The 25632-nt window shown below is 66.6% G+C and carries 16 protein-coding genes; 6 read left to right on the top strand and 10 right to left on the bottom strand.

Annotated elements, in window-relative coordinates; genetic code table 11:
* Positions 1–59: 59 nt before the first annotated feature.
* The 5 genes from GGR45_RS07465 to GGR45_RS07445 all read right to left on the bottom strand — a co-directional run bounded on the left by GGR45_RS07465 (position 60) and on the right by GGR45_RS07445 (position 7250).
* The gene (locus GGR45_RS07465; protein ID WP_246358109.1) at positions 60–794 is read right to left on the bottom strand and encodes a class I SAM-dependent methyltransferase; all 735 of its coding nucleotides are present in this window, start codon (positions 792–794) and stop codon (positions 60–62) included.
* A gap of 28 nt (positions 795–822) precedes the next feature.
* Complete coding sequence (prfB, locus tag GGR45_RS07460) at positions 823–1950, bottom strand: peptide chain release factor 2 (protein ID WP_175311711.1); 1128 nt, start codon at positions 1948–1950, stop codon at positions 823–825.
* A gap of 64 nt (positions 1951–2014) precedes the next feature.
* Positions 2015–4504: a penicillin-binding protein 1A gene (locus GGR45_RS07455; protein ID WP_246358108.1), complete on the bottom strand. Its 2490-nt coding sequence runs from the start codon at positions 4502–4504 to the stop codon at positions 2015–2017.
* A 66-nt stretch (positions 4505–4570) separates the two neighbouring features.
* Positions 4571–5524: an oxygen-dependent tRNA uridine(34) hydroxylase TrhO gene (gene trhO, locus GGR45_RS07450; RefSeq protein WP_175311712.1), complete on the bottom strand. Its 954-nt coding sequence runs from the start codon at positions 5522–5524 to the stop codon at positions 4571–4573.
* Positions 5525–6014: 490 nt separating this feature from the next.
* On the bottom strand, positions 6015–7250 hold the full coding sequence (locus GGR45_RS07445) for an N-acetylmuramoyl-L-alanine amidase family protein (protein ID WP_175311713.1): 1236 nt from the start codon (positions 7248–7250) through the stop codon (positions 6015–6017).
* A gap of 484 nt (positions 7251–7734) precedes the next feature.
* On the opposite strand from GGR45_RS07445, the gene GGR45_RS07440 reads away from it, so the two are divergent.
* Entirely contained in the window at positions 7735–10401 is a 2667-nt protein-coding gene (locus tag GGR45_RS07440; RefSeq protein WP_246358107.1) for an Rne/Rng family ribonuclease, read from the top strand.
* A 208-nt stretch (positions 10402–10609) separates the two neighbouring features.
* Here the strand turns inward: GGR45_RS07440 and GGR45_RS07435 are convergent, their stop codons facing one another.
* Positions 10610–11065: an Lrp/AsnC family transcriptional regulator gene (locus GGR45_RS07435; protein ID WP_042489617.1), complete on the bottom strand. Its 456-nt coding sequence runs from the start codon at positions 11063–11065 to the stop codon at positions 10610–10612.
* A 113-nt stretch (positions 11066–11178) separates the two neighbouring features.
* Between GGR45_RS07435 and GGR45_RS07430 the strand changes: the two genes are divergently transcribed.
* On the top strand, positions 11179–12393 hold the full coding sequence (locus tag GGR45_RS07430) for a methionine gamma-lyase (RefSeq protein ID WP_175311714.1): 1215 nt from the start codon (positions 11179–11181) through the stop codon (positions 12391–12393).
* A 394-nt stretch (positions 12394–12787) separates the two neighbouring features.
* On the opposite strand, the gene uvrA is transcribed toward GGR45_RS07430, so the two are convergent.
* Positions 12788–15688, bottom strand: coding sequence for an excinuclease ABC subunit UvrA (gene uvrA, locus GGR45_RS07425; RefSeq protein ID WP_175311715.1), 2901 nt, complete (start codon positions 15686–15688; stop codon positions 12788–12790).
* A gap of 149 nt (positions 15689–15837) precedes the next feature.
* Between uvrA and GGR45_RS07420 the strand changes: the two genes are divergently transcribed.
* Together GGR45_RS07420 and GGR45_RS07415 are read left to right on the top strand one after the other, a co-directional pair.
* Complete coding sequence (locus GGR45_RS07420; RefSeq protein WP_175311716.1) at positions 15838–17346, top strand: S10 family peptidase; 1509 nt, start codon at positions 15838–15840, stop codon at positions 17344–17346.
* 82 nt (positions 17347–17428) lie between these two features.
* A complete protein-coding gene (locus GGR45_RS07415) occupies positions 17429–18631 on the top strand; it encodes a M24 family metallopeptidase (protein ID WP_175311717.1) in 1203 nt (400 codons plus the stop codon).
* Between the two features lie 238 nt (positions 18632–18869).
* Here the strand turns inward: GGR45_RS07415 and GGR45_RS07410 are convergent, their stop codons facing one another.
* The gene (locus GGR45_RS07410) at positions 18870–19883 is read right to left on the bottom strand and encodes a 4-hydroxyproline epimerase (RefSeq protein ID WP_217497973.1); all 1014 of its coding nucleotides are present in this window, start codon (positions 19881–19883) and stop codon (positions 18870–18872) included.
* A 45-nt stretch (positions 19884–19928) separates the two neighbouring features.
* On the opposite strand from GGR45_RS07410, the gene GGR45_RS07405 reads away from it, so the two are divergent.
* Entirely contained in the window at positions 19929–21194 is a 1266-nt protein-coding gene (locus GGR45_RS07405; RefSeq protein WP_175311718.1) for an NAD(P)/FAD-dependent oxidoreductase, read from the top strand.
* A 45-nt stretch (positions 21195–21239) separates the two neighbouring features.
* Here the strand turns inward: GGR45_RS07405 and GGR45_RS07400 are convergent, their stop codons facing one another.
* Together GGR45_RS07400 and GGR45_RS07395 are read right to left on the bottom strand one after the other, a co-directional pair.
* Positions 21240–21440, bottom strand: a complete 201-nt coding sequence (locus tag GGR45_RS07400; protein WP_175311719.1) for a hypothetical protein — start codon at positions 21438–21440, stop codon at positions 21240–21242.
* A 155-nt stretch (positions 21441–21595) separates the two neighbouring features.
* Positions 21596–22066: a hypothetical protein gene (locus GGR45_RS07395; protein WP_175311720.1), complete on the bottom strand. Its 471-nt coding sequence runs from the start codon at positions 22064–22066 to the stop codon at positions 21596–21598.
* A 151-nt stretch (positions 22067–22217) separates the two neighbouring features.
* Between GGR45_RS07395 and GGR45_RS07390 the strand changes: the two genes are divergently transcribed.
* A complete protein-coding gene (locus tag GGR45_RS07390) occupies positions 22218–25604 on the top strand; it encodes a chromosome segregation SMC family protein (protein ID WP_175311721.1) in 3387 nt (1128 codons plus the stop codon).
* Positions 25605–25632 lie beyond the last annotated feature (28 nt).

Raw genomic sequence — 25632 nt, 5'->3', positions numbered from 1 at the left:
ATACCGGATCAATGCATGACAAAGCTGTCAGGTTGCAAATGCGTCGCCGCCGCGCCGACTTAATTGCCCTGCAGACGGCAGGGACGAATGGCCTTGGGATCGGGACGCGGACCGGTGGCGCGGAAGGTCGCCAGATAGCCCCCTGCCGAGGGCATGTTCTCGAACGAGACCTGGGTGAAGCCGACCGCCTCGAACTCGCATTTCAGCAGGGCAGGCGGGGTGCCGTGCGCCTTGGTGCGGCGATTGGCGTCGACCACCACGACCAGCCCGTCGGGCTTCAGCGCGGGGAACAACCGCCACAGGAATTCATAGGGCTGATCGATCTCGTGATACATATGGACCATGAGGACGCGGTCGAAGCTGCTCGGCGGCAGCTTGGGATCGGCAGGCTCGCCCAGGCGGACGCTGACATTGTCCAGCCGCTCGCGCGAGACACGCTCGGCCAGACGGTCGCGCCAAGCGGCGACGATGTCCTCGGCCAGTACGCGGCCGTTCTTCCCGACCCGCTGCGCCAGGCGAACGGTATAATAGCCCTCGCCCGCGCCGATATCGGCGACGGTCATGCCGCGGCGGATCTTCGCCCGGTCCATGACCTGATCCGCCTCGCGCAGCCGGTCACGCGCATCTTCGCTGGACCAGCGCGACGAGACGACATCGGCGACCGGACGATCCGCCGCCGGAAAGGGGCCGACCTTGTCGTCGTCGGCATCGTCATGCTGCTGGATGAGCGGCTTGGAACCGTCGCACGCCGCCACCGCGCCCCCCAGCGCGATGACGAGGGCTACCGCCGCCATGATGGGTCCCGCCCCCCGGACACGCATGTTAGTCGACATCCTCCACCGCGACCGCTTCACCGGTCACGCGCTGCGACAGCGCCGCCGCCATGAAGGCGTCGAGATCGCCGTCCAGCACGTCGCCCGGCGCGGTCGAGGTGGTGCCCGTGCGCAGGTCCTTCACCAGCTGATAGGGCTGGAGCACGTACGAGCGGATCTGATGGCCCCAGCCGATATCGGTCTTGGTCGCATTCTCGGCATTGGCCACCGCCTCGCGCTCGGCCAGTTCACGCTCGTACAGGCGTGCGCGAAGCTGGTTATACGCCTCGGCCTTGTTCTTGTGCTGCGACCGCTGGTTCTGGCACTGCACCACGATGCCGGTGGGCAAGTGGGTGATGCGGACCGCCGAGTCGGTGGTGTTGATGTGCTGACCGCCCGCACCCGACGCCCGGTAGGTGTCGATGCGCAGCTCGCTTTCGTTGATCTCGACCTCGATATTGTCGTCGATCACCGGATAGACCCACACGCTCGAAAAGCTGGTGTGGCGACGCGCAGCCGAGTCGTAGGGGCTGATCCGCACCAGCCGGTGCACGCCCGATTCGACCTTGGCATAGCCATAGGCGTTTTCGCCCTTGACCAGCAGGGTCGCGCTCTTGATTCCGGCCTGTTCGCCCGCATGATAGTCGATCAGCTCGACCTTCATGCCATGGCGTTCGGCCCAGCGCGTGTACATCCGCTGGAGCATCCCGGCCCAGTCCTGACTCTCGGTCCCGCCTGCGCCCGCGTTGATCTCGATATAGCTGTCATTGGCGTCGGCTTCACCGGCCAGCAGCGCCTTGATCTTGTCGGCCTCGGCGCGTCTGGCAAGCTCTCCCAGGCTGGCGACGGCCTCCTTCTCGAGTTCCTCGTCGCCTTCCATCTCGGCCAGCTCGATCAGTTCGACCGTGCCCGACAACTCGTTCTCGATCGCGCGGGTGGCGGTGATGGCTTCGTCCAGGCGACGACGCTCGCGCATCACCGCCTGGGCCTGTTTGGGGTCGTTCCACAGCGCCTGGTCCTCGACGCGCGCGTTCAGCTCGTCCAGGCGGCGCAGCGCGCGGTCCCAGTCGAGGAAGCGGCGCAGCAGCTCCAGGGCATCCTTGATCGTGTCGACATGAGCCTGCGCTTCAGCGCGCATGAATATTCTCCGAATCGGTCGTGCGTCCGCCCGGCGGGCGGAAAAATGCTATATGGGAAGCGGGCTAGTAGATTCCGCCTTCCCTTTGCAAGAAATCGCTGTCGCGCGGCGGCGCGGGCTTGGCCGGGCCGGTCGGCGTGCCCGGCGCTTCGGCGGCGGCGCGGCGCGCGCGGCGGCGCGGTTCGCTCTCGGGCTTGAACGCTTCCCAGATCACGGCGGGCTTGGGATCGTCGCCGGTCGGGAAGGTGCCATAGACCGGTCGGCCGCTCGCGCGGTCGATGCGGACCATACGGATGCCGGGCGGGGCGCGGAAGGGCAGCTTGTCGAGCCCTTCATAGGCCTTTTCGGCAAATTGGCGGAAGATCGGCACAGCGATCGTCCCGCCCTGCGCATAACCGCCCAGCGAGCGCGGATGGTCGTAGCCGATATACAGGCCGCCGACGAACTGCGGCGTGCCGCCGACGAACCAGACATCGGTGGGGCCGTTATTGGTGCCGGTCTTGCCGAACATCGGGCGGTTCAGGTCGCGCAGGCCCGTGGCGGTGCCGCGCTGGACCACGCCCTCGGTGATATGGACCATCTGATAGGCGGTCATCGCGTCGAGCACCTGGCGCTGATGCGGCACCGGGCGCGGCATCGGCTTGCCGTCATAATCGGCGGCGTTGCAGCGGTCGCAGGCGCGCCAATTCTCCGGCCAGATCACCTTGCCATGCCGGTCCTGCACGAAGTCGATCAGCGAGGGATCCCCGCCGCGCCCGTTATTGGCGAGAATCGCATAGGCGTTGACCATCTGCCCCACCGTCGTCTCGCCCGCGCCCAGCGAATAAGCGAGATAGGGCGGGAAGTCGCCGATCCCCATCTGCTTGATCATGGCGACGACATTCTTCATGCCAACGGTCGATGCCGTCCGCACGGTCATCAGGTTGCGTGACTGCTCGATACCCCAGCGCATCGTGTGCGGCCCGGCGCCCGCCGAATTGCCGAAGTTGCGGAAGCACTTCGTCCCCAGCCCCGCGCCCTGGTCGACGCAGAACGGCCCGTCGACGATGATCGAGGCGGGCGTCATGCCATGGTCGAGCGCAGCGGAATAGACGATCGGCTTGATCGTCGAGCCCGGCTGGCGCTGCGCCTGGGTGGCGCGATTGAAATCGCTGAGGCGGAGATCGAAGCCGCCCTGCATCGCCAGCACACGTCCCGTCGCGGGCTCCTCGACGACGAAGCCGCCCGAGATACGCGGGATGGAGCGCAGCTGGAACTGGTCGCCCGCAGGCGACACGGCGATGATGTCGCCGACCTTCATCGCGCTGAACGCGGTCGCCGCCGTGCCCCGGCGCGGCATCTGCGCGAAACTGCGCGGCAAGATGCCAGTGCGGCCATTGGCGAAGCCGATGGTTGCCTCGCCTGCGTCCTTGGCAATCACGATCCCCACGCGCCAATCGCGATAGTCGAGCCCGATATTGGTGTTGAGCAGCACCTGTTGCCAGTTGTCGTCGCCGATAGCCTCGTGCCGGATCGGCCCCGACCACCCGCGCCCGCCCTCGAATCGGACCAGTCCGTCGCGCAGCGCCTCGGCCGCCAGATCCTGGAGCCGGGTGTCGAGCGAACTGCGCACCCACAGTCCGCCCTCATAGACGCTGTTTGGCCCGCTCTCCGCCTTTTCGCCGTAACGCTTGATGAGCTGGCGACGCAGCTCCTCGACGAAATAGCCGCCGACCTGCGCATATTTGGGCGTGCGGCGCAGCACCGTTCCCAGCGGCTCGGCCATCGCCGCATCATATTGCGCGCGCGTGATGAAGCTGTTGCGCAGCATCTCGCGCAGCACATAGGCGCGGCGCTCCAGCGCGCGGTCGGGGTGGCGGACGGGGTCGTAATTGGCCGGTCCCTTGGGCAACAGCGCCAGATAGGCCATCTGCCCCAGCGTCAGTTCGTCCAGTTCCTTGTCGAAATAGGCATGGGCCGCCGCCTCGACGCCGAACGCGTTCCGACCCAGCGCGATCTGGTTGAGATACAGCTCCAGGATCTGCGGCTTGGTCAGCGTATCCTCGATCTTATAGGCGAGGATCGCCTCCTTGATCTTGCGGGTCGGCGAATAGGCGTCGCCGATCAGCAGGTTCTTGGCGACCTGCTGGGTGATGGTCGAGCCGCCGCGCGCGCGCCGCCCGGTGCCCCATTTCTTGGCATAGTCGAGGACCGCACCCGCCAGGCCCGGATAATCGACGCCGCCATGTTCGAAAAAGCTCTTGTCCTCGGCGGCCAGGAAGGCGCGGACGAGCAGCGGCGGATATTCGTTGAACGACAGCTCGACCCGCCGTTCGCGCGCATAGGACTGGATCGGGGCGCCATCGATTCCGCGCACATGCGTGGGCAGCGGCGGCTCATAGGCCTTGAGCGCATCGACCGAGGGCAGGTCGCGGATGAACACGAACCAGAATACGCCGCCGCCGATCGCCGCCAGCAGTGCAAGGACGACAAACAGCCGCACCCACCAGCGGCGCCAGAGCGGGCGGCGCGGCGTTTCGGCGGGTTCGGAAGGGGAAAAGGTTTCGACGGCCATGGCTTTGCGGGGCTTCGTGTAGCAGGTTCGCCCCGGCTTGCCACCCGCCTGGGAATGCGTTGCGCGTCAGAGAGGCTGCGGTTCGTCGCGCATATCGTCGTCGGAGGTATAGCGCGCGCCGACATGCGCCTGTCCGCGCGCCGCCGCCAGCTGCTCCTGCCGATGGCGTTCGGCATAGGCGGCCAGCCGCTCCGCGTCGCGCGTGCCGTGGCAGGCGGGACAACTCACCCCCTCGACATAAAGCGGCGAGGCGCGATCTTCGGGGCTGACCGGCATCCGGCAGCCATGGCACAAGCCGTGAGAGCCCTGCGCCAGCCCATGCCCGACCGCGACACGCGCATCGAAGACGAAGCATTCGCCGTTCCAGCGGCTACGCTCCTCGGGCATCGTCTCCAGATATTTCAGGATGCCGCCGTCGAGGTGAAAGACATCCGCAACCCCTTCGGCCTTGAGGAACGCTGTTGCCTTTTCGCAGCGTATGCCGCCGGTGCAGAACATCGCGACCTTCGACTTGCCCGCCATCAATTCGTCGCGATTCTCGCGGAACCACCCGGGGAAGTCGCGAAAACTCTTCGTCCCCGGATCGATCGCGCCGTCGAAACTGCCGATCGCGACCTCGTAATCATTGCGCGTGTCGATCAGGAGGGTGTCGGGGTCGGCGATCAGCGCATTCCATTCCTCGCCCGCGACATAGGTGCCGACCTCGCGGGTGGGATCGATGCCCTCGACGCCCATCGACACGATCTCGCGCTTCAGCCGCACCTTCATCCGGTGGAACGGCATCGTCTCGGCGGTGGAGTCCTTGTAATCCAGATCGGTACAGCCGGGCAGCGTGCGGATATGCCCGAGCAGCGCCTCGATCGCGTCGTGCGTGCCTGCCACCGTGCCGTTGATCCCTTCCTTTGCCAGCAGCAGCGTGCCGCGAATGCCATTCGCCTCGGCAACGTCCAGCAGGGGTTGGCGCAGCGCGGCGGGGTCGGGGAAGGACGCAAAACGGTAAAGGGCACAGACGCGGATCATGCAGCCGCCATTACGCCGATCTGCCAGATGCTACCAGACGTGAACATACGCACTTGACGATTACACCCATCAAACGACCGACCACAAAAGCATGCGAAATGGCGGCATGGCGAACATTGAGCAACGCCCTATTTTGCGATACGCGTTACACGTCGATCATAAAGAATGATTCGACATATTATCATGACCATTGGACATTTGGAGGCGACATGAAAATACCAAAGCTTGCCATTCTAGCCGCCGCCATGACGAGCACCATTGCAGCTGCACAGTATACAGACTACGCATATGTCAAAGTTTATTATACCGATGCAACACGCCAACACGTAGCTGGTAGAGAGACAGCTTATTGCAGCGGGGACACAGAATATTCGGGTAGCGCAACCCCTTATTACCGCTATTATAACGGTACGTGCCCCTGACGGTGATCCCGCGCGGCAAATAGGGTATCTGCCGCGCATTGCGTCAAATATCAGCGTGAATAATGCTCCTACCGCGCCGCCATCCGCCGCGCGAAGTGCACCTCGACAGCCTGCAGGACCGCCTTGGCGATCCGGTCGCGGCCCTCTGCGCTGTCGAGGAATTCGGCGTCCTGCATGTTCGAGATATAGCCCGTCTCGAACAGGATCGACGGCATGTCGGGCGCCTTGAGCACCATCAGCGAGGCCATGCGGTGGAAGACCGGCTTGACCGGGATCAGCGGTTGCGCTTCGCGGCCCAGCAGCCGGGCAAAGCTGGCCGAGGCGTTCATCGTCTCGCGCTGGGTCAGGTCGATCAGGATCGAGGACACGTCGCTGTTGCCGCCCAGATCGACACCCGAGATCAGGTCCGCCTTGTTCTCGCGCGCGGCCAGCCGCGCGGCTTCCTTGTCTGACGCGACGTCGGACAGGGTATAGGCGGTCGCTCCGCGCGCTTCGCCCGCTCCGGCGCTGTCGCAATGGATCGAGATGAACAGATCGGCATGCAACCGCCGCGCGATGCCGTAACGCTCACGGTGGAGGATATAGCGGTCATCCTCACGGGTCAGCGCCGCGCGCACCCGGCCGCTGGCGACCAGCGTGTCGCGAATCTCCTTCGCGATGGCCAGCGTCACATCCTTTTCGCGCAAGCCCGTCTGCGGATTGATCGCACCGGGATCGACGCCGCCATGTCCCGCATCGATCACCACCAACGGGCGATGCTCCGCGCCCTTGACGCGCGGCAACGGCAGCGAGCGTGACGGATTGGGCACCGGCACGGTCAGCGTGTAGGCGGGCTTGCGCTGAAAATGGAACGGGAAGAAATCGAGCGCGCCGGCAAAGCTCGCTTCGGCATAGCGGCCGTTCACCGGCTTGAGCGTCAGTGCCAGGGTCTTGCCGTCATCGTCGAAGCCGCCGTCGAAGATCGTCGCATCCTGCGCCAGCGCGAAACTCAACCGGGTGACGCCGGGCTTGATCCGGGTCTGGGTCAGCCCGCGCACCACGCCGTCGCGGATCGTGGCGGGGCCGGGCGAGACCCCGGTCACGTCGATCGCGACCCGGCGCTGTTCGTTCAGCATGACGCTGCGCGCGCGCTTGACCGGCGTGTCGAACCGGATGATGAGCCGCGCGCCGCGCACGACGACCTTCTGTACCGTTGCGGCCATCGCGCTCATCGGCGCGAACAGCCCGACCAGGAATGTGAACAGCATCAGCACGACCCGGCGACCATGCCGCGCCCGTGCATCACTGGTCCAGCGAAAAGCCATTACGCCCTACCCTTTTCAACGATCCGGAGATCGATATTCGGGCATAGGAGGACGCCCCTGACGCAGGGCTTTCAGCCATTGGTTAACCCAAAATTCGGCATGTTTTGGCCGCCAAACCGGCAGATTTCCGCCTGTTGCGCAAACGTTCCTATGATGCTAGCACTCCAGCGGACCCCGGCCTCGATCACCTCTCCCACGATCGGGACGGGGCCATCTCTAAAAGGGCTGGGACTGCGAGGATTTCGCGCCCGGGCCAACCAGGTTGACGCTCGCATGACGCATATGATCCACCCCGCTGACCGACCGGCCTTTGCCGGCGGGATCGCGGTGTCGTGGGTCCGCACCGGCCCCGTTGCCGGCGCTGCGGCTGCGACCGGCACGCTTTCCGTTTTTTCCAGCGGACCGGCGCCCCGCGCCGCCGCCCACCTTATTTACCGCGCGCGACGGCTGCCACCAGGCCCGTCGCGCGCGTGGAGACTTCACAATGACCACGCGTATGCTGATCGACGCACGCCACCGGGAAGAAACCCGCGTGGCCGTCGTCAAGGGTAACCGGATCGAGGAATTCGACTTCGAGTCGGCCGAGCGCAAGCAGCTCAAGGGCAATATCTATCTCGCCAAGGTGACCCGCGTCGAACCGTCGCTGCAGGCGGCGTTCGTCGATTACGGCGGCAACCGTCACGGCTTCCTGGCCTTTTCGGAAATCCACCCCGACTATTACCAGATCCCGAAGGAAGATCGCGAAGCCCTGCTGCGCGAAGAGGCCGAACATGCCGCCGAAGAGGCCGCCCTTCGCGCCGAACTCGACGCCGAGGATGACGACGATCATGGCGATCATGACGACGACGATCATGACGATCACGCCGACGATCATCACGACGACGAGGATGGCGAGGCCGCGCCGCGCCCCAAGAAGTCGACCGTCAATGACGACCAGGTCGAGGCGCTGCGCCAGCGTCGCCAGAATCTGCGCCGCCGCTACAAGATCCAGGACGTCATCCATCGCCGCCAGGTGCTGCTGGTCCAGATCGTCAAGGAAGAGCGCGGCAACAAGGGCGCGGCGCTGACGACCTATCTGTCGCTCGCCGGCCGTTACTGCGTCCTGATGCCCAACACATCGCATGGCGGCGGCATCAGCCGGAAGATCTCGAACGCGGCCGACCGCAAGCGGTTGAAGACCATCATGGCCGAGATGGCGCTGCCCTCGACCATGGGCTGCATCGTCCGCACCGCCGGGCTGCAGCGCACCAAGACCGAGATCAAGCGCGACTTCGACTATCTGGCACGCCTGTGGGACGGCATTCGCGAAAAGACACTGCACAGCTCGGCGCCCGCGCTGATCTATGGCGACAGCGACCTGATCAAGCGTGCGATCCGCGACATCTATAATCGCGAGATCGAGGAAGTGATCGTCGAGGGCGAGGAAGGCTATCGCCAGGCGAAGGACTTCATGCGCCTGCTGATGCCCGCGCATGCCCGCCGGGTGAAGCAATATGCCGACGCGGTGCCGCTCTTCCAGCGCGCGCATGTCGAGGATCAGCTGGCCGCGATGTACAATCCGGTCGTCCAGCTGAAGTCGGGCGGCTATCTGGTCATCAACCCGACCGAGGCGCTCGTCTCGATCGACATCAACTCGGGACGTTCGACCCGCGAGCATAATATCGAGCAGACGGCGACCGCGACCAACCTGGAAGCCGCGCAGGAAATCGCGCGCCAGCTGCGTCTGCGCGACATGGCGGGTCTGGTCGTGATCGACTTCATCGACATGGATAACAATTCCAATGTCCGAAAGGTCGAGAAGGCGATGAAGGAGGCGCTCAAGAACGATCGCGCCCGCATCCAGGTCGGCCGCATCTCGTCCTTCGGCCTGATGGAGATGAGCCGCCAGCGGCTGCGCACTGGCGTGCTGGAAGCGTCCACCCGCCCCTGCCCGCATTGCGAGGGCACTGGCCTGGTCCGCACCGCCTCGTCGTCGGGCCTGTCGGCGCTGCGCCTGATCGAAGACGAGGCCGCACGCGGTCGCGGCTCGATCCTGACGCTGCGTGCCAGCCAGGAAGCCGCCATCTATGTGCTGAACCGCAAGCGCGCCGACATCGCCGAGATCGAGGATCGCTACGGCGTGACCGTCGAGATCATCCCCGACCGCGAGGAAGAGGGCGCACGCATGACGGTCGAGGCCTCCGGCCCGCCGCCCGCCTATGCGCCCAAGATCGACATGCTCCTTCCCGTCGAGGAAGATGAGGATGATCTGATCGACGAGATCGAGGAGGAAGAAGAGGACGAGGTCGAGGAGGAAGCGACCGAAGCCCCCAAGCCTCGCGAGTCGCGTGGCGAGGGTGACGGCAATGGCCGCAAGCGCCGTCGCCGCCGTCGCGGTCGCCGCAACCGTGGCGAAGGTGAAGGCGCCGAGCAGGCCGAGGGCGAGGATCACGCCGACGCCGAGCAGGACGGGGCCGAGCAGGACGAAACCGACGCCGAGGAATCGGCCGAGGACGAAACCGCCGATTCGGTCGACGCCGGTGAGGCCGAGCCGCGTGAAGGCGGACGCCGCCGTCGTGGGCGTCGCGGCCGCCGTGGCGGTCGTCGTGGCGAGGGTGCCGCGAACGACACGGCCGAGGCCGCGAACGATGCCGCATCGGATGACGATGCGTCGGACGCGCCGTTGCCGATCGTCGAGCCGATCGAGGCGGGCGATGCCGCGCCGGTGACGACCCCGCTCGCGGTGGCCGAGGCAGAGACGAGCGACGCGCCCAAGACCCGCCGCCGTCCGCGCGCCCGCAAGGCCGCACCGGTCGCCAGCGAAGCGGTCGAGACGCCGGTGGTCGAGGAAGCGCCGGCTCCGGTCGCGCCGGTGGCGGAAGTCGAGGCGGAAGCCCCGGTCAAGCCCAAGCGCGTCCGTAAGAAGGCCGCTCCCAAGGTCGCCGAGCCTGCCGCCGAGGAAGCGGCGCCTGTCGCCGAGGCGGAGGCACCGGCCAAGCCCAAGCGCGTCCGCAAGAAGGCCGCGCCCAAGGTCGCCGCCGAGCCGGTCGCCGAGGAAGCCTCCGCAGCGCCCGAGCCGACTCCGGCCGAGGAACCGGCTACGGCCGATACCGAAAGCGCTACCGGGGAAACTCCGCGTCGCGGTTGGTGGCAGCGCACCTTCGGCGCCTGATCGCCCGAACAACGGCTGACAAGACGCCCTCCTTCCCCAGCGGAAGGAGGGCGTTTTTCGTTGGAGGGGCTTCCCACCCCACTATGCGCCATCCCGGCGGAGGCCGGCATCCAGTTGGGGTGAAGGCAGTAAGTGCCTCCCATTGTGCCGCAGCTGGACCCCGGCCTTCGCCGGGGAGGCGGCCGCAGCAGGTGGATGATCGAAGGGGTCAGTCGGCCGGAAAGGTCCGGCTGCTCTTCACCACGCCATAAGCGAAGGTCGTGTCCAGGCTGGCGATACCGGCAATGGCGTGCATCTTGCGCCGAATGAACCGCTCATAGGATTCCAGATCGGCGACGATGACGCGCAACAGATAGTCGGCGTCCCCGGTCAAGAGGTGACAGTCCATCACCTCGTCCAACTGGCGGATCGCCTCCTCGAATTGCTGGACCAGGTCGCGGGCATGACGCTCCAGCCGCACCCGGATAAAGGCCGTCACGGGCAGGCCGTAGCGTTGCTGGTCGACGATCGCGCCATAGCCCTGAATCACGCCCGCCTGTTCAAGCAGCCGCACCCGACGCAGACAGGGTGATGGTGACAGCCCGACGCGCTCGGCCAGGTCCTGATTGGTGAGGCGGCCGTCCTGCTGGAGCAGGCGGACGATCTGACGATCCTTGGTGTCCATACCCTTTGTTAGCAGATTCTGCCAATCCAGCATCCATGTTTGGCAAACAACGCAATTTCAGCGAGTAAATTCCGGCTTAGAATGGCGGCATCACGCAAAGAAAGCCGCCTGCCATGTCGACCCCCGCCCCCTTCGGTTTCGCCACCGCCGCTATCCATCATGGCTATGATCCCCAGGATCATGAGGGCGCACTGACCCCGCCGCTGCACCTGACCTCCACCTTCGCGTTCGAAAGTGCGGAGGACGGCGCGGCGCGCTTCTCCGGCGAGCAGCCGGGCCATGTCTATAGCCGCATCTCCAACCCGACGCTCGACCTGCTGGAGCGACGTATCGCGCATCTGGAGGGGGCCGAGGCGGCGCTGGGGACGGCATCGGGGATGGGCGCGATCACGGCTACGCTCTGGACGCTGCTGCGCCCCGGCGACGAGATCCTGACCGACATGACGCTCTATGGCTGCACCTTCGCCTTCATGCAGCACGGGCTGGGCCGGTTCGGCATCCGCGTCACCCATGTCGACATGACCGACCTTGCGTCGGTCGAGGCGGCGTTCGGGCCGGACACCAGGCTCGTCTATTTCGAGACGCCCGCCAATCCCAACATGCGGCTGGTCGACATCCAGGCCGTCTGCGCGCTCGCCAAGGCACACGGCGCGTGGAGCGTGGTCGACAACACCTATGCCACGCCGGTCATCACCCGCCCGATCGCGCTGGGCGCGGACCTCGTCGTCCATTCGGCCACCAAATATCTGGGCGGGCATGGCGATCTGGTCGCTGGCATGGTGCTGGGCCGCGCGGCGGACATCCAGCAGATCCGGCTGTTCGGCGTGAAGGACATGACCGGTGCGGTGCTGTCCCCCTTCAACGCCATGCTGATCCTGCGCGGGCTGAAGACGCTGGAATTGCGCGTCCAGCGTCATGCCGCCTCGGCGCACGTCGTCGCCGAGCGGCTTCAGGCGCATCCGGCGGTGCATGCGGTCCATTATCCGGGGCTGGAAAGCTTTGCCCAGCATGACCTCGCCCAGCGCCAGATGGCGCTGCCCGGCGGCATGATCGCGTTCCAGGTGCGCGGCGGGTATGAGGCGGGCAAGCGGGTGATGAACCGGCTCAAGCTGATCCAGCGCGCCGTGTCGTTGGGCGATGCCGAAACGCTGATCCAGCATCCCGCGAGCATGACCCATTCCACCTATCCCGTCGAACAGTTGATCGCGCACGGGATCATGCCCGATCTGGTGCGGCTGTCGGTCGGGCTGGAGGACGTTCGGGATATCTGGACCGACCTGGGCGCGGCGCTCGATGCGGAGTTGGATACGCTGTCGCACGCGGCGTGACGGCCAATGGGGCCGGCAGTCGACCGCGCCCCGATCCCCACCCCCGTTCGGCTTCGTCTGATCGATGTGGCGTAAGATGGATTGCCGTGTCGGATGCGGTGCCAGGCCGGGGACGGCCACTTGGGCCGGCGGCCGGCTGTCCGATCGGGTTCATCCGGTTCCGCAAGGGCAAGCGGCTGGGCAGAATTGCAGCCGGCCTTTTTCATCGGGTCCTTATTGTTGGCGGCGCTGCACGCAGCCAGCATCGAGGTGGCGGTGCCGCAACCGCGCCACGTCCGCGCCTTTGCCCTGTTCGGCCTGAAGCTGGCGCGACAGGCTCGATGCCGCTGATCGCGCGCCGCACGGCCGAACTCGATAGCGTGCGCGAAGCCCCTCCCCATACCGGGGAGGATCGTCACTCCGCCGCCTGCGCCTGTCCCCTGTCGAGTAGCGGCTTCAGATATTTGCCGGTAAAGCTACGCGGTTCGGCGGCGACGACTTCGGGAGTACCCACCGCAACGATCTCGCCGCCCTTCACGCCGCCTTCGGGACCCAGATCGACGATCCAGTCGGCGGTCTTGATGACGTCAAGATTATGCTCGATCACCACCACCGTATTGCCCTGTTCGACCAGCGCGTGCAGCACCTCGAGCAATTTGCGAACATCCTCAAAGTGAAGCCCGGTGGTCGGCTCGTCCAGGATGTAGAGCGTGTTGCCCGTTGCGCGACGCGACAATTCCTTGGCCAGCTTCACCCGCTGCGCCTCGCCGCCCGACAGGGTCGTCGCCTGCTGGCCGACCTTCACGTAACCCAGACCGACCTCGACCAGCATCGCCATCTTGTCGCGGATCGGCGGCACCGCCTGGAAGAACTCGGCCGCATCCTCGACGGTCATGTCGAGCACGTCGGCGATCGAGTGGCCCTTGAACTTCACCTCCAGCGTCTCGCGATTGTAGCGCGCGCCGTGGCACACGTCGCAGGTGACATAGACATCCGGAAGGAAGTGCATCTCGATCTTGAGTACGCCATCGCCCTGGCACGCCTCGCACCGGCCGCCCTTGACGTTGAACGAGAACCGGCCCGGCTTGTAACCGCGCGCCTGCGCCTCGGGCAGCCCGGCGAACCAGTCGCGGATCTGCGTGAAGGCACCGGTATAGGTCGCCGGGTTCGACCGTGGCGTGCGGCCGATCGGCGATTGGTCGATGTCGATCACCTTGTCGAGATGCTCGAGCCCAGTGATCTTCTCATGCTTGCCCGCCAGAATGCGCGCACCGTTCAACGAACGCGCGGCGGCGGCATAGAGGGTGTCGATGGTGAAGCTCGACTTGCCCGATCCCGACACGCCGGTGATGCAGGTGAAGGTGCCGAGCGGAATGCTGGCGGTCACGCCCTGGAGGTTGTTGGCGGTCGCCTTGTGCACGGTCAGCTTCTTGCCCGACCCCTTGCGGCGTTTGGCGGGGACCGCGACCTCGCGCGTGCCGTTGAGATAATCGGCGGTCACGCTGGTCTTGGACTTGAGCAGTTGCTTGAGCGTCCCGTGCGCGACGATCTGGCCGCCATGCACGCCCGCGCCCGGCCCCATGTCGATCACATAATCGGCGGTGCGGATCGCATCCTCGTCATGCTCGACCACCAGCACGGTGTTGCCCAGGTCGCGCAACCGCCGCAGCGTCGCGAGCAGCATGTCGTTGTCGCGCTGGTGAAGCCCGATCGACGGCTCATCGAGCACGTACAATACGCCCGACAGGCCAGAGCCGATCTGCGACGCCAGCCGAATCCGCTGGCTCTCGCCGCCCGACAGCGTGCCGCTGGTCCGGTCGAGATTCAGGTAATCGAGCCCGACATTGTTAAGGAAGCCCAGCCGCTCGACAATCTCTTTCAAAATCGGCTGCGCGATGGCGCGCTGCTGGTCGGTCAGATGCTCAGGGAGTCCGGTGAAGAAAGCGAGCGCATCGACCACCGACAGGTGCGTCGCATAGCTGATGTCCTGCATGGCGATCTTCACCGCCAGCGCCTCGGGCTTCAGCCGCGCGCCGTGGCAGACTTCGCAGGGCTGCGAGGATTGATAGTTGGACAGTTCCTCGCGCATCCAGGCGCTCTCGGTCTGGAGCATCCGGCGATTGAGGTTGCCGATCACGCCCTCGAACGGCTTCTTCACATCGTAGGACTTTTTGCCATCGACGAAGGTCAGCGTGACCGCCTTGCCCTTGGTCCCATGCAGGATCGCGTCGCGGACCTTGTCTTCCAGATCCTTCCACGGCGTCTCCAGCGAGAAGCCGAACTCGCGCGCCAGGCTGCCCAGCACCTGCATATAATAGGGGCTGGGCGGGTTGGACTTGGCCCAGGGCACGACCGCGCCCTTCTTGATCGACAGCTCGTGATTGGGGACGACGAGGTCTTCGTCGAAGATCAGCTTTTCGCCCAGCCCGTCACAGGCCGGGCAGGCCCCCTGCGGCGCATTGAACGAGAACAGGCGCGGCTCGATCTCGGAAATGGTGAAGCCGCTGATCGGGCAGGCGAATTTCTCGGAGAAGACGATCCGGCCATCGGGCGCATTGTTGCCCAGCACGGCGGATTTGGGCGTCGCGGGCTCGACCGGATCGGCGGGGTCGACATAGGCCAGCCCGTCCGCCAGCTTCAGCGCGGTCTCGAAACTGTCGGCCAGGCGCGTGGCGATATCCTCGCGCACGACCAGGCGGTCGACCACGACCTCGATGTCGTGCTTGAACTTCTTGTCGAGCGCCGGCGCCTCGTCGATCTCATAGAGCTGGCCGTCGATGCGAACACGGGTGAAGCCCGCCTTCTGCCACTCCGCCATTTCCTTGCGATATTCGCCCTTGCGGCCGCGCACCACGGGGGCGAGCAGGTACAGGCGCGTGCCCTCGGGCAGCGTCATCACCCGGTCGACCATCTGGCTGACCGTCTGCGCCGCGATCGGCTCGCCGGTCGCGGGCGAATAGGGAATGCCGACCCGCGCCCAGAGCAAGCGCATATAGTCGTAGATTTCGGTGACCGTCGCCACGGTCGATCGCGGATTGCGGCTGGTCGTCTTCTGCTCGATCGAGATGGCGGGCGACAGCCCCTCGATATGGTCGACGTCCGGCTTCTGCATCATCTCCAGGAACTGGCGCGCATAGGCCGACAGCGACTCGACGTAACGCCGCTGCCCCTCGGCATAGATCGTGTCGAACGCCAGCGAAGACTTGCCCGACCCCGACAGGCCGGTGATGACCGTCAGCGTGTCACGGGGAATGTCGATATCGACATCCTTGAGATTATGCTCGCGCGCGCCGCGGACGGAAATCTTGGTCAGCATGAGGCAGGTTCTACTTCTGTTCCGGGAGGAATGCCAGAGGCGAGATAGGAAGCGGGACGGCTGGTTTCGAGAGGGGCGGGCTTGCGGGAACGCGAAAGTCCGGCGCATGATCCCTTCCGATCGCCGTTCGAGGGGGAGTAGTTTCCAACGTGTCGAAGACCTTGCACCTGACCGCCCTGTTGCTGCTGGCCAGCAGCGCCGCCACTCCCGCCTTCGCGCAAAAGGCCGAGAAGACCGAAACCAAGACCACCACCGAGACCAAGGACGACGACAGCAAGCGCCCGCCGCTCCCCGCCGACAAGACGATCAGCCAGAGCGCGCGGATCGGCGGCCGGGTCGTCAATTACAAGGCGACGGTGGGCAAGATCGCGGTGCGCGACGACAAGGGCAAGGAAATCGGGCAGGTCGTCTATACTGCCTATACCGTGCCCGGCGGCGATGCACGGCGGCCCGTTACTTTCGCGTTCAACGGCGGGCCTGGCGCGGCCTCGGTCTATCTGAACATGGGCGCAGTCGGCCCGAAGCGCGTGCCGTTCGGTGCGCAGGGCGACGCCCCCTCCGACGCGCCGGTGACGACCGACAACCCGAACAGCTGGCTGGACTTCACCGACCTGGTCTTCATCGATCCCATCGGCACCGGCTTCAGCCGCAGCCTGGTCGACGAGGCGGAGACCAAGAAGGCCTTCTACGCCAACGACCCGGATATCAAATATCTGTCGAAGGTCGTCTATGACTGGCTGGTCAAGGAAGGGCGGTTGCGCTCGCCCAAGTACATTATGGGCGAAAGCTATGGTGGCTACCGGGCGCCGCGCATCGCCTATGAGCTTCAGTCGCAGATCGGCGTCGGGGTCAATGGGCTGGTGATGGTGTCGCCCTATCTCGATCCCGCTTCTGGCGACGATGCCACCGCGCTGTCGCCCTTGCCGTGGATGATCGACCTGCCCTCGATGGCCGCCGCGCAGCTGGAGCGGCAGGGCAAGCTGACCCCGGAAGCGATGGCGGGGGTCGAGGCCTATGCGCGCGGCGATTACCTGCGCGACCTGATGCGCGGGCGCTCGGACACGCAAGCCGTCGACAGGATGGTCAGCCGTGTGACCGAGCTGACCGGGCTGGACCCGGCGCTGGTCCGCAGGCTGGGCGGCCGGATCGATACCCGCACCTATCTGCGCGAAATCCACCGCAACGATGCGACGATCGGCAGCATCTATGACTCGAACGTCACCGCCTTCGACCCCTTCCCCTGGTCGTCGCAGCAGCGGTCGAACGATCCGCTGCTCGACTCGCTGATCGCTCCGACGACCAGCGCGATGGTCGATTTCGTGACGCGCGAAGTGGGATGGAAGACCGACGCCCGCTATCATGCGCTGTCCTATGAGGTGAACAGCGCCTGGGATCGCGGCAAGCCCGACGACACCCCCGTCACCGACCTGCGCAAGGCGATCGCCAACGATCCCAAGATGAAGGTGATGATCGTGCATGGCTGGGACGACCTGTCCTGCCCCTATTTCGCCTCACGGCTGATCGTCGACCAGATGCCGAGTTACGGGGTGGCGCAGCGGGTGCATCTGAACGTCTATCCGGGCGGGCACATGTTCTACAGCCGCACCGACAGCGGCGCGGCGTTCCGGCGCGATGCGATGGCGATGTACGGGGGGTAAGCGCAACGGAGCGCCACACCGGCTGGTGCGGCGCTCCAACGCGCGCTACAGGCCGAACCGTATACGAAACGGAGCATAGGGCATGGCAGGAATGATCGGCGGATCGACGGCGGAGCGCGAGCTGGCGAGCCTGTCGCCCTGGGCCAATCCGGCATCGGTCATCACCGCGCAGGAACGGGCACAGCGGCTGACCCGCGCCCGCGCGCTGATGGGCCAGATGGGCGCCGACGCGCTGCTGATCGGGGCGGGCGCCAGCTTGCGCTATTTCACCGGCGTCGCCTGGGGCGCGACCGAGCGGCTGGTGGCGATGCTGCTGCCGATCGCGGGCGAGCCCGTGTTCATCTGCCCCGGTTTCGAGCTGGGATCGTTCGAGGCGAGCCTGTCCATCCCCGCCACCGACATCCGACTGTGGGAAGAGGATGAAAGCCCCTCAGCGCTGGTCGCCGACGCACTGAAGGCGGCGGGTGCCAGAACGCTGGCGATCGACCCGGCCATGGCTTTCCTGTTCGTGGAGCGTATCCGCGCCGCCGCGCCGGGCGTCGCGCCGGTCGATGCCGGGCCGGTCGTCGATGGCTGCCGCCAGATCAAATCACTCGCCGAGATCGCGCTGATGCAACAGGCGATGGACATCACGCTGGAGGTCCAACGCCGCGCCGCCCGCATCCTCCACGAAGGCATCCGCGCCTCCGAAGTGATCCGTTTCATCGATGCCGCCCACCGCGCGCTGGGCGCATCGACCGGCAATTATTTCTGCGCGGTGCAGTTCGGCCGCTCGACCGCCTTCCCGCATGGCCTGCCCCAGGACGATGTGCTGCGTGACGGCGACGTGGTGCTGGTCGATACCGGTACGCTGATCGACGGCTATCACAGCGACATCACGCGCACCTATGCGTTCGGCGATGTCGGCGACGAGGTGCGCCGCATCTGGGATATTGAGAAGGAAGCACAGGCTGCGGCTTTCGCCGCCGTCCGGCCGGGCGCGCCCTGCGAGGTGGTCGATGCCGCCGCGCGCGCGGTACTGGAACGCGCGGGCCTTGGCCCCGATTACCGCCTGCCCGGCCTGCCGCACCGCACCGGGCACGGCATCGGCCTATCGATCCACGAGCCCGCCTATCTGGTACGCGGCGACAAGACCCCGCTGACGCCGGGCATGTGCTTTTCGAACGAGCCGATGATCGTCGTGCCGGAGCGCTTCGGCGTGCGGCTGGAGGATCATTTCTACGTGACCGAAACGGGCGCTGCCTGGTTCACCCAGCCGCAGCCCGCCATCGACGATCTGGGGTGAAGCATCGCCCCGGCGGAAGCCGGGCAACAGGTTCACGCGAAGCCGCGACGACGCGAAGTATGGAGGTTCGCGCAGAGGCGCAGAAGACGCAGAGAAGTCGTGCCTGCCGCGTGAGCGGCCTTTCTAGCTCGGCGGATCGAGAATGTCGTTCGCTGCCTTAAGCGATGTCTCTCCGCGCCCTCCGCGCCTCTGCGCGAACAAACATCTTCGCGTCATCGTGGCTTCGCGTGAAAATGAATCACACCACCGTGAACCCCGCCCAGAACGGGTCCTCGCGGTCGATCCAGATCGTGTTGTAGCCCGTCGCGATCGCCGAGCCCTGGATCGAGGGCACGATCGCCGCCTGGCCGCCCAGCTCCGTTTCGGCCTCGACCCGGCCGATGAAGCGGCTGCGGATATAGCTTTCGTGGACGAAGCAGTCGCCGACGCTCAAGCGCCCCTTCGCCGCCAGATGGGCGAGTCGCGCCGAGGTGCCGGTGCCGCATGGGGAACGGTCGATCGCGCGCTCGCCATAGAAGACCGCGTTGCGCCCGTCCGCATCCTCCCCCGAGGGCTTGTCGGCCCAGAGCACATGGCTGACCCCCCGGATCGAGGGTTCCAGCGGATGAACCGGCTCGAACTTTTTGCGCACCAGTTCGCGGATCGTGCGGCTGAGTTCGACCAGCTTCGACGCGCCCAGATCGTTCAGCCCGGTATAGGCCCCCTGCGGCTCGATGATCGCGTAGTAATTGCCACCATAAGCGACATCCAGCGTCAGCGGGCCGAAGCCCGGCACGTCGATCTGGATCCCCTCGGCCGCCAGATAGGCGGGCACGTTGCGGATGCGGACCGCCGTGACCTTGGCGCCGTCCTTCTCATATTCGATATGGATGGTGCCCGCGGGCACCTCGACCTTCAGCTTTCCGGGTTCGCGCGGGGTGATGAGGCCGTTTTCCAAGCCGAAGGTGATCATCCCGATCGTGCCATGCCCGCACATGGGCAGGCAGCCGCTCGTCTCGATGAACAGGATCGCGGCATCGCTGTCCGGTTCGCACGGCGGATAGAGGAAGCCGCCCGACATCATGTCATGCCCGCGCGGCTCGAAGCACAGGCCGGTGCGGATCCAGTCGAACCGATCTAGGAAATCCAGCCGCCGCTCGGCCATGCTGGACCCGCGCAGCAGCGGCGCACCGCCCGCCACCAGCCGGACGGGATTGCCCGCCGTATGGCCGTCGATGCAGAAAAAGGTATGGCGGATCGTGGGTGACGTCATCGGGATTCCCTTGCTGTAAAATCCGTATACGATATGACGAGGCTCATGCCCAAGCCGGAAAATCACGCCAGCCCCTCGGATCGTCGCAGCGCCATTGTCGTGGGGGGCGGCGTCATCGGCACGACGACCGCGCTTGTCCTGCAACGCGCGGGTTGGACCGTCACGCTGATCGAGGCGGAGGACACCCCGCGCGCCGCCTCCTGGGGCAATGCGGGCCATATCGCCACCGAACAGGCCGAGCCGATCGCCTCGCCCGCGATGGTGCGCTGCTTTGCCAAGCGGCTGTTCTTTCGCGGCGGCGCGCTGGCCTTGCCCCCGCGCGAGATCGCGACCTGGCTGCCCTTCTCGCTCCGCCTGCTGAAGGCTGCCCGCCCTGCTCGGTACGAGCGGGCGCATGAGGCATTGGCGGGCCTGCTCGCCCAGGCCATGCCCGCGTGGCAGCGGCACGTCACGGCCTTGGGCGCGCCCGATCTGCTGCGTCCCGACGGCCACATCGTGCTGTGGGAAACGGCCGAGAGCGCCGCGCACGGGCTGGCGAACTGGCAGGCTGCCGATACCGGCACCGCGCGCTTCCGCCCGCTGACCGAAGTGGAACTGGACGACTGGCGGACCCGCGTCCGCAGCCCTATCGCGGGTGGCATCCGCTTCGAGGGCAGCGGCCAGATCGCCGACCCGACGCGACTGGCGGAAACGACGACGGCGCGTTTTCTGGCAGACGGCGGCACCCGCATCGTCGCGCGGGTCGAGGCGGTCGGCGACGGAGAGGTCCGCCTGACCGACGACCGCCGCCTGACCGCCGACCAGATCGTCGTGACGGCGGGCGTGGCGAGCGCGGCGCTGCTCCGCCCCTTCGGCCTGAAGGCCCCGATTATCGCCGAGCGCGGCTATCATCTCCAGACCGGCCCCGACGTCGACTGGCCCGCCGACCTGCCGCCGGTGGTGTTCGAGGACCGCTCGATGATCGTCACCCGCTTTGCCGGGGGCTTACGCGCCGCCAGCATCGTCGAGTTCGCCCGCGCCGAAGCCAGACCCGACCCCGCCAAATGGAATCGCCTGCGCCACCACATCGCCGCGCTGGGCCTGCCCATCGGGAAGGACGCCGAACCCTGGATGGGCGCGCGGCCGACCCTGCCGGATTATCTGCCCGCGATCGGGCGAGTGCCGGGGACGCGGGGGGTCTCCTATGCTTTCGGCCACAACCATCTGGGCCTGACGCTCGCACCGATTACGGGGGAGTTGGTGGCGGGGATGCTGCATGGAGGCGAGACGGCGGTGCCGATGACGCCGTTCGGCTTGGCCCGGTTCGGATGACCGTTAGCCTGTCCCACCCTACAAATGGATGACAGGAATTGGTGGTTAGCTGCCGTTATGCCAACGGCTGATGATGGCGTTGATCGCGGCGCGGCTACCGAAGCCAACAATGGCGGCAACCGCCAGTGCGGCGGCGATAAGCAGCCAATCAAGATCGTGGTGGCAGGGTGCTTCGGGAACGCAGTCCCCCAGCGCGCTGAATAGGATCACGAACCCAAGCAGTGGCAAACCAACCAGCGCCGCCACCCCGCAACCCCATTTGCCTCCCGGTGTGCCACCGGATCGATAACCGTCAGCCATCCGTATAGACTAGCAATGATGGATTCGTCCGCAACTGGGCGCGAGGAGACGCGACTGACCGTCAATCATTGCAGCAAGCGCTGCTGATCGAGGCGCTGCCCCTAGGGAACCGGGACGATACCAAAATAATCTGATCCCATGCCGGCCGCCATGCATGGGCCTAAGCCGCGGGCATCAGCTGATCCCTGATCTCTATAAACACCTTCACAATAATTGCGAATACGTTGAAAAGCCTCTTTGTTTCGCTGATGAGCTGCAACAAACCCTTCAATTGGCGGCTTTTCCTCTCGAAACATTTGAACCAAGCTGAAAGAATTGGAATAGCCAAAAATGGATCGATTTTGGTCAACATAGCAGATTCGATCGTCATTTTTAATATCACGGCAAAAATGATAGGCTCTATCGCGCATTTTCTGTATATTTGCGGTGTTTAGTGCTGGATCAATGTGCCATGTATTCGTTGCACCGAAACCGGATGCGGATTGCGCCCTTGAAAACTGGTTGAACTCTGGCTTTTCGGCATTGCATCCGACAAGCAGTAGGATAGCGATGGTAAGGCAAGAGCTGCGCATTGATACATCTTTGAGCAAATTTGGAATGACCGCAAGCGAGCGGAAGCCGCCATATCACAATGCCGCGCTCTGATAGCTCACCCCCCTCGACAATACCCACCCATTCGCTATCGGTTAACCACAGCGTATCGGGGGAGCAGCGACCGGGTCCGTGCAGATCAAGCGGCTTCGCATTTCGGGTTTCAAGAGCTTCGTCGATCCGGCCGATCTGGTCATCGAACCGGGGCTGACCGGCGTTGTCGGGCCGAATGGCTGTGGCAAGTCGAACCTGCTCGAAGCGCTGCGCTGGACGATGGGCGAGAATAGCGCGCGGTCGATGCGCGGCGCCGGCATGGAAGACGTGATCTTCGCGGGCACCGCCACCCGCCCGCCACGCGATTTCGCCGAGGTCACGATCCTGGCCGAGCGCGAGGGTGAGGAGACCGAGATCGTCCGCCGGATCGAGCGGGGCGCGGGCTCGGCCTACCGGATCGACGGGCGCGACGTGCGCGCCAAGGACGTGGCCCTCCTCTTCGCCGATGCCGCGACCGGCGCGCACTCGCCAGCCCTGGTCAGCCAGAACCGGATCGGCGCGGTCATCGCCGCCAAGCCCGCCGAGCGTCGCGCGATGCTGGAGGAGGCAGCCGGGATCGCGGGCCTACATGTCCGCCGCCGCGATGCCGAAGCCAAGCTGCGCGCGACCGAGACGAACCTGACCCGGCTGGACGAAGCGATCGCCGACCAGGATGCGCGCATCGCCACGCTGCGGCGACAGGCGCGGGCGGCGGAGCGCTACCGCTTGATTTCCGAGCAAATCCGCGTGGCCGAGGCGCGGATGATCTTCGCCCGCTGGCGCGACGCGGCCGAGGCGGCGGGCGCGGCCAAGATCGAGGCCGAGGCCGCCGAGCGCCGCGTCACCGAAACCACCGCCGCCGAATGCGAAGCCGCCGCCGCGCAGGAACAAGCGGTTGCCCGCGCCGCGCGGACCCGCGCCGCCTCGCTCGCCGCGCGCGATACGCTGAGCGAGGCGGGCCATGCCCTGTCGCGCACCCGCGACCGCCGCCATGGGCTGCAACGGCGGATCGAGGAACTGGCCGCCGCGCGCACCCGGATCGATGAGGACCGCGCGCGCGAGGATGCGCTGGCGCATGACGCGGCGGCGGCGATCCGGCGGCTGGCCGAGGAGCGCGAGGATCTGGAGGCGCGCATCGCCCATGCGGTGCAGGCGATGCCCCGGCTCGACGCCCTGCTGGCCGAGGCCGAGACGAAGAACCGCAACGCCGAAGTGGCGCTCGCCCGCGCGCTGTCGGCCCAGGCTGCGGAAGCCGCCGAGCGGCGCATCGCCGAGGCCGCGCTGACCGCCGCCCGCGCGCGCCATGCCCGTGCCGAACGCGATGCCCGCGCCGTCGCCTCGGCGATCGAGGCGCTGCCCGACATGGCCGAGCAGGAAGCGGCGCGCGAAGCCGCGGTTGCGGCGCAGGCCGCCGCCAGGGTCGATGCCGACAAGGCGCGCGCGGCGTTGGGCTGGGCCGAGGAAAGCGAGTTGACCGCCGCCGCCGAACGCGACTCGGCCGAGGCGGCGCGCGCCCGCGCCATCGCCTCGCTCGCCGCGCTGGAAGCCGAGGCGGCGACGCTGACCCGCGCGACCGCGAGCAAGGGCGGCGACCGGCTGCTCGACGAAGTGCAGGCCGAACCGGGATTCGAGCGTGCTCTGGCCGCAGCCCTAGGCGACGAACTGGAGACGCCCTTGGTCGACTGGCATGGCTCGCCCATAGCCCCGGACGACCCCGCCGCGCCGGTGGGCACGTTGCGGCTGGGCGAGCGGATCAAGGCGCCGCCGACGCTCGCCCGGCGGCTGTCACAGATCTTCCTGGTCGAGGCGGATTCGGGCCAGCAGCTCAGCGTCGGGCAGCGGCTGGTGACGCGCGAGGGGCGGCTGCGGCGCTGGGACGGCTATATCGGCGAGGGCGGCGGCGCGGCGGCGGCCGAGCGGATGGAGCGGCGCAACCGCCTCGCCGCGCTGGAGGCCGAACGTCCGGCGGCCGAGGCTGCGGTGCAGACTGCCACCGAAGCACGCGCCGCCATCGAGGATCGGATCGCCCGCGCCCGCGCCGCCGCCGCCAGCGCGCGCAACCTCCATGCCACCGCCGAGGCGGCTCTGCGCAATGCCCAGCGCGCCGAGGACCGGGCGCAGGCGGTGATCGAGCGGCTTTCCGCGCAGCGCACCGACCTCGCCACCCGCGCCGAACGGATCGCCGCCGAGATGGACGAGGCGCTGGCTGAATGCGACCGCGCCCAGGCGACGCTGGCCGGACTGCCCGACGGCACGGCCAGCGCGGCGGAAACGGCGCGGCTCCAGCAGGAGACGCAACTGGCGCGCTCGGCGGTGGCGCTGGCGCGATCGGAGCGGACGACGCTGGAGCGCAGCCTGACCCAGACCCGCGACCGCCTGTCCGCGGCGATCGCGGAGGCGCAGGGCTGGGATCAGCGCGCGGGGCAAGCGGCGGGCCGGATCGCCGAGATGGACGACCGCGCCGCGACGCTCGACCGTGACGCCGCCGCGCTCGCCGACCAGCCGACGTTACTGGCCGACGAGATCGCCAAACTCGCCGCCGCGCATGACGCCGCCAAGGCCGAGGCGGAACGCACCCAGATCGCGGAGGCCGACGCCGAACGCGCGCTGCGCGCCATCGAGGCGGCCCATGCCGAAACCCATGCGCTGCTCTCGGCGGCGCGCGAGGCCCGCGCGGGGGCGCTGGCGCGGGTCGAAAATCACGAACTCCGCCGGGTCGAGCTGGGCCGCGTGTCGGGCGAACGCTTCGCCTGCCCCGCGCCGGTGCTCCCCGAGAAGCTGGCCTTCTACAGCGCCAGCGTCGGCTCGCCCCAGGCCGAGGCTGCCGCGCATGACAAGCTGTCCGCCGACCGCGAACGCATCGGCCCGGTCAATCTGGTCGCCGAACAGGAACTCACCGAACTGGAAGCGAGCGGCGCGGCCAGTGCGGCCGAGCGCGAGGATCTGGTCCAGGCGGTCGCGCGGCTGCGCAGCTCGATCGGGCTGCTCAACCGCGAGGGGCGGCAGCGGCTGTTGGAGGCGTTCGAGGCGGTGAACGGGCATTTCCAGACGCTGTTCGCGACGCTGTTCGACGGCGGCTCTGCGCATCTGGCGCTGATCGATTCGGACGATCCGCTGGAGGCGGGCCTAGAGATCATGGCGCAACCGCCGGGCAAGCGCCTTCAGTCGCTGACGCTGTTGTCGGGAGGCGAACAGGCGCTGACCGCGGTGGCGCTGATCTTCGGGTTGTTCCTGACCAACCCGGCGCCGATCTGCGTGCTGGACGAGGTCGACGCTCCGCTGGACGACGCCAATATCGATCGTTTCTGCGGGCTGCTCGACCGGATGACGCGCGAGACGGATACGCGCTATCTTATCGTCACCCATAACGCCGTGACGATGAGCCGGATGCACAGGCTGTTCGGTGTGACGATGATCGAACGCGGCGTCAGTCGGCTGGTATCGGTGGACTTGCAGGCGGCGGAGACATTGCTGGCGGCGGAGTGAGCAATTCCTCCCCATCTCCGACGGGGAG

This window comes from Sphingomonas zeae (assembly GCF_014197135.1).
Lineage (GTDB): Bacteria > Pseudomonadota > Alphaproteobacteria > Sphingomonadales > Sphingomonadaceae > Sphingomonas > Sphingomonas zeae.
The sequence above is the reverse complement of the archived record's forward strand: the minus strand, read 5'-3'. Positions and strand labels throughout refer to the sequence as shown.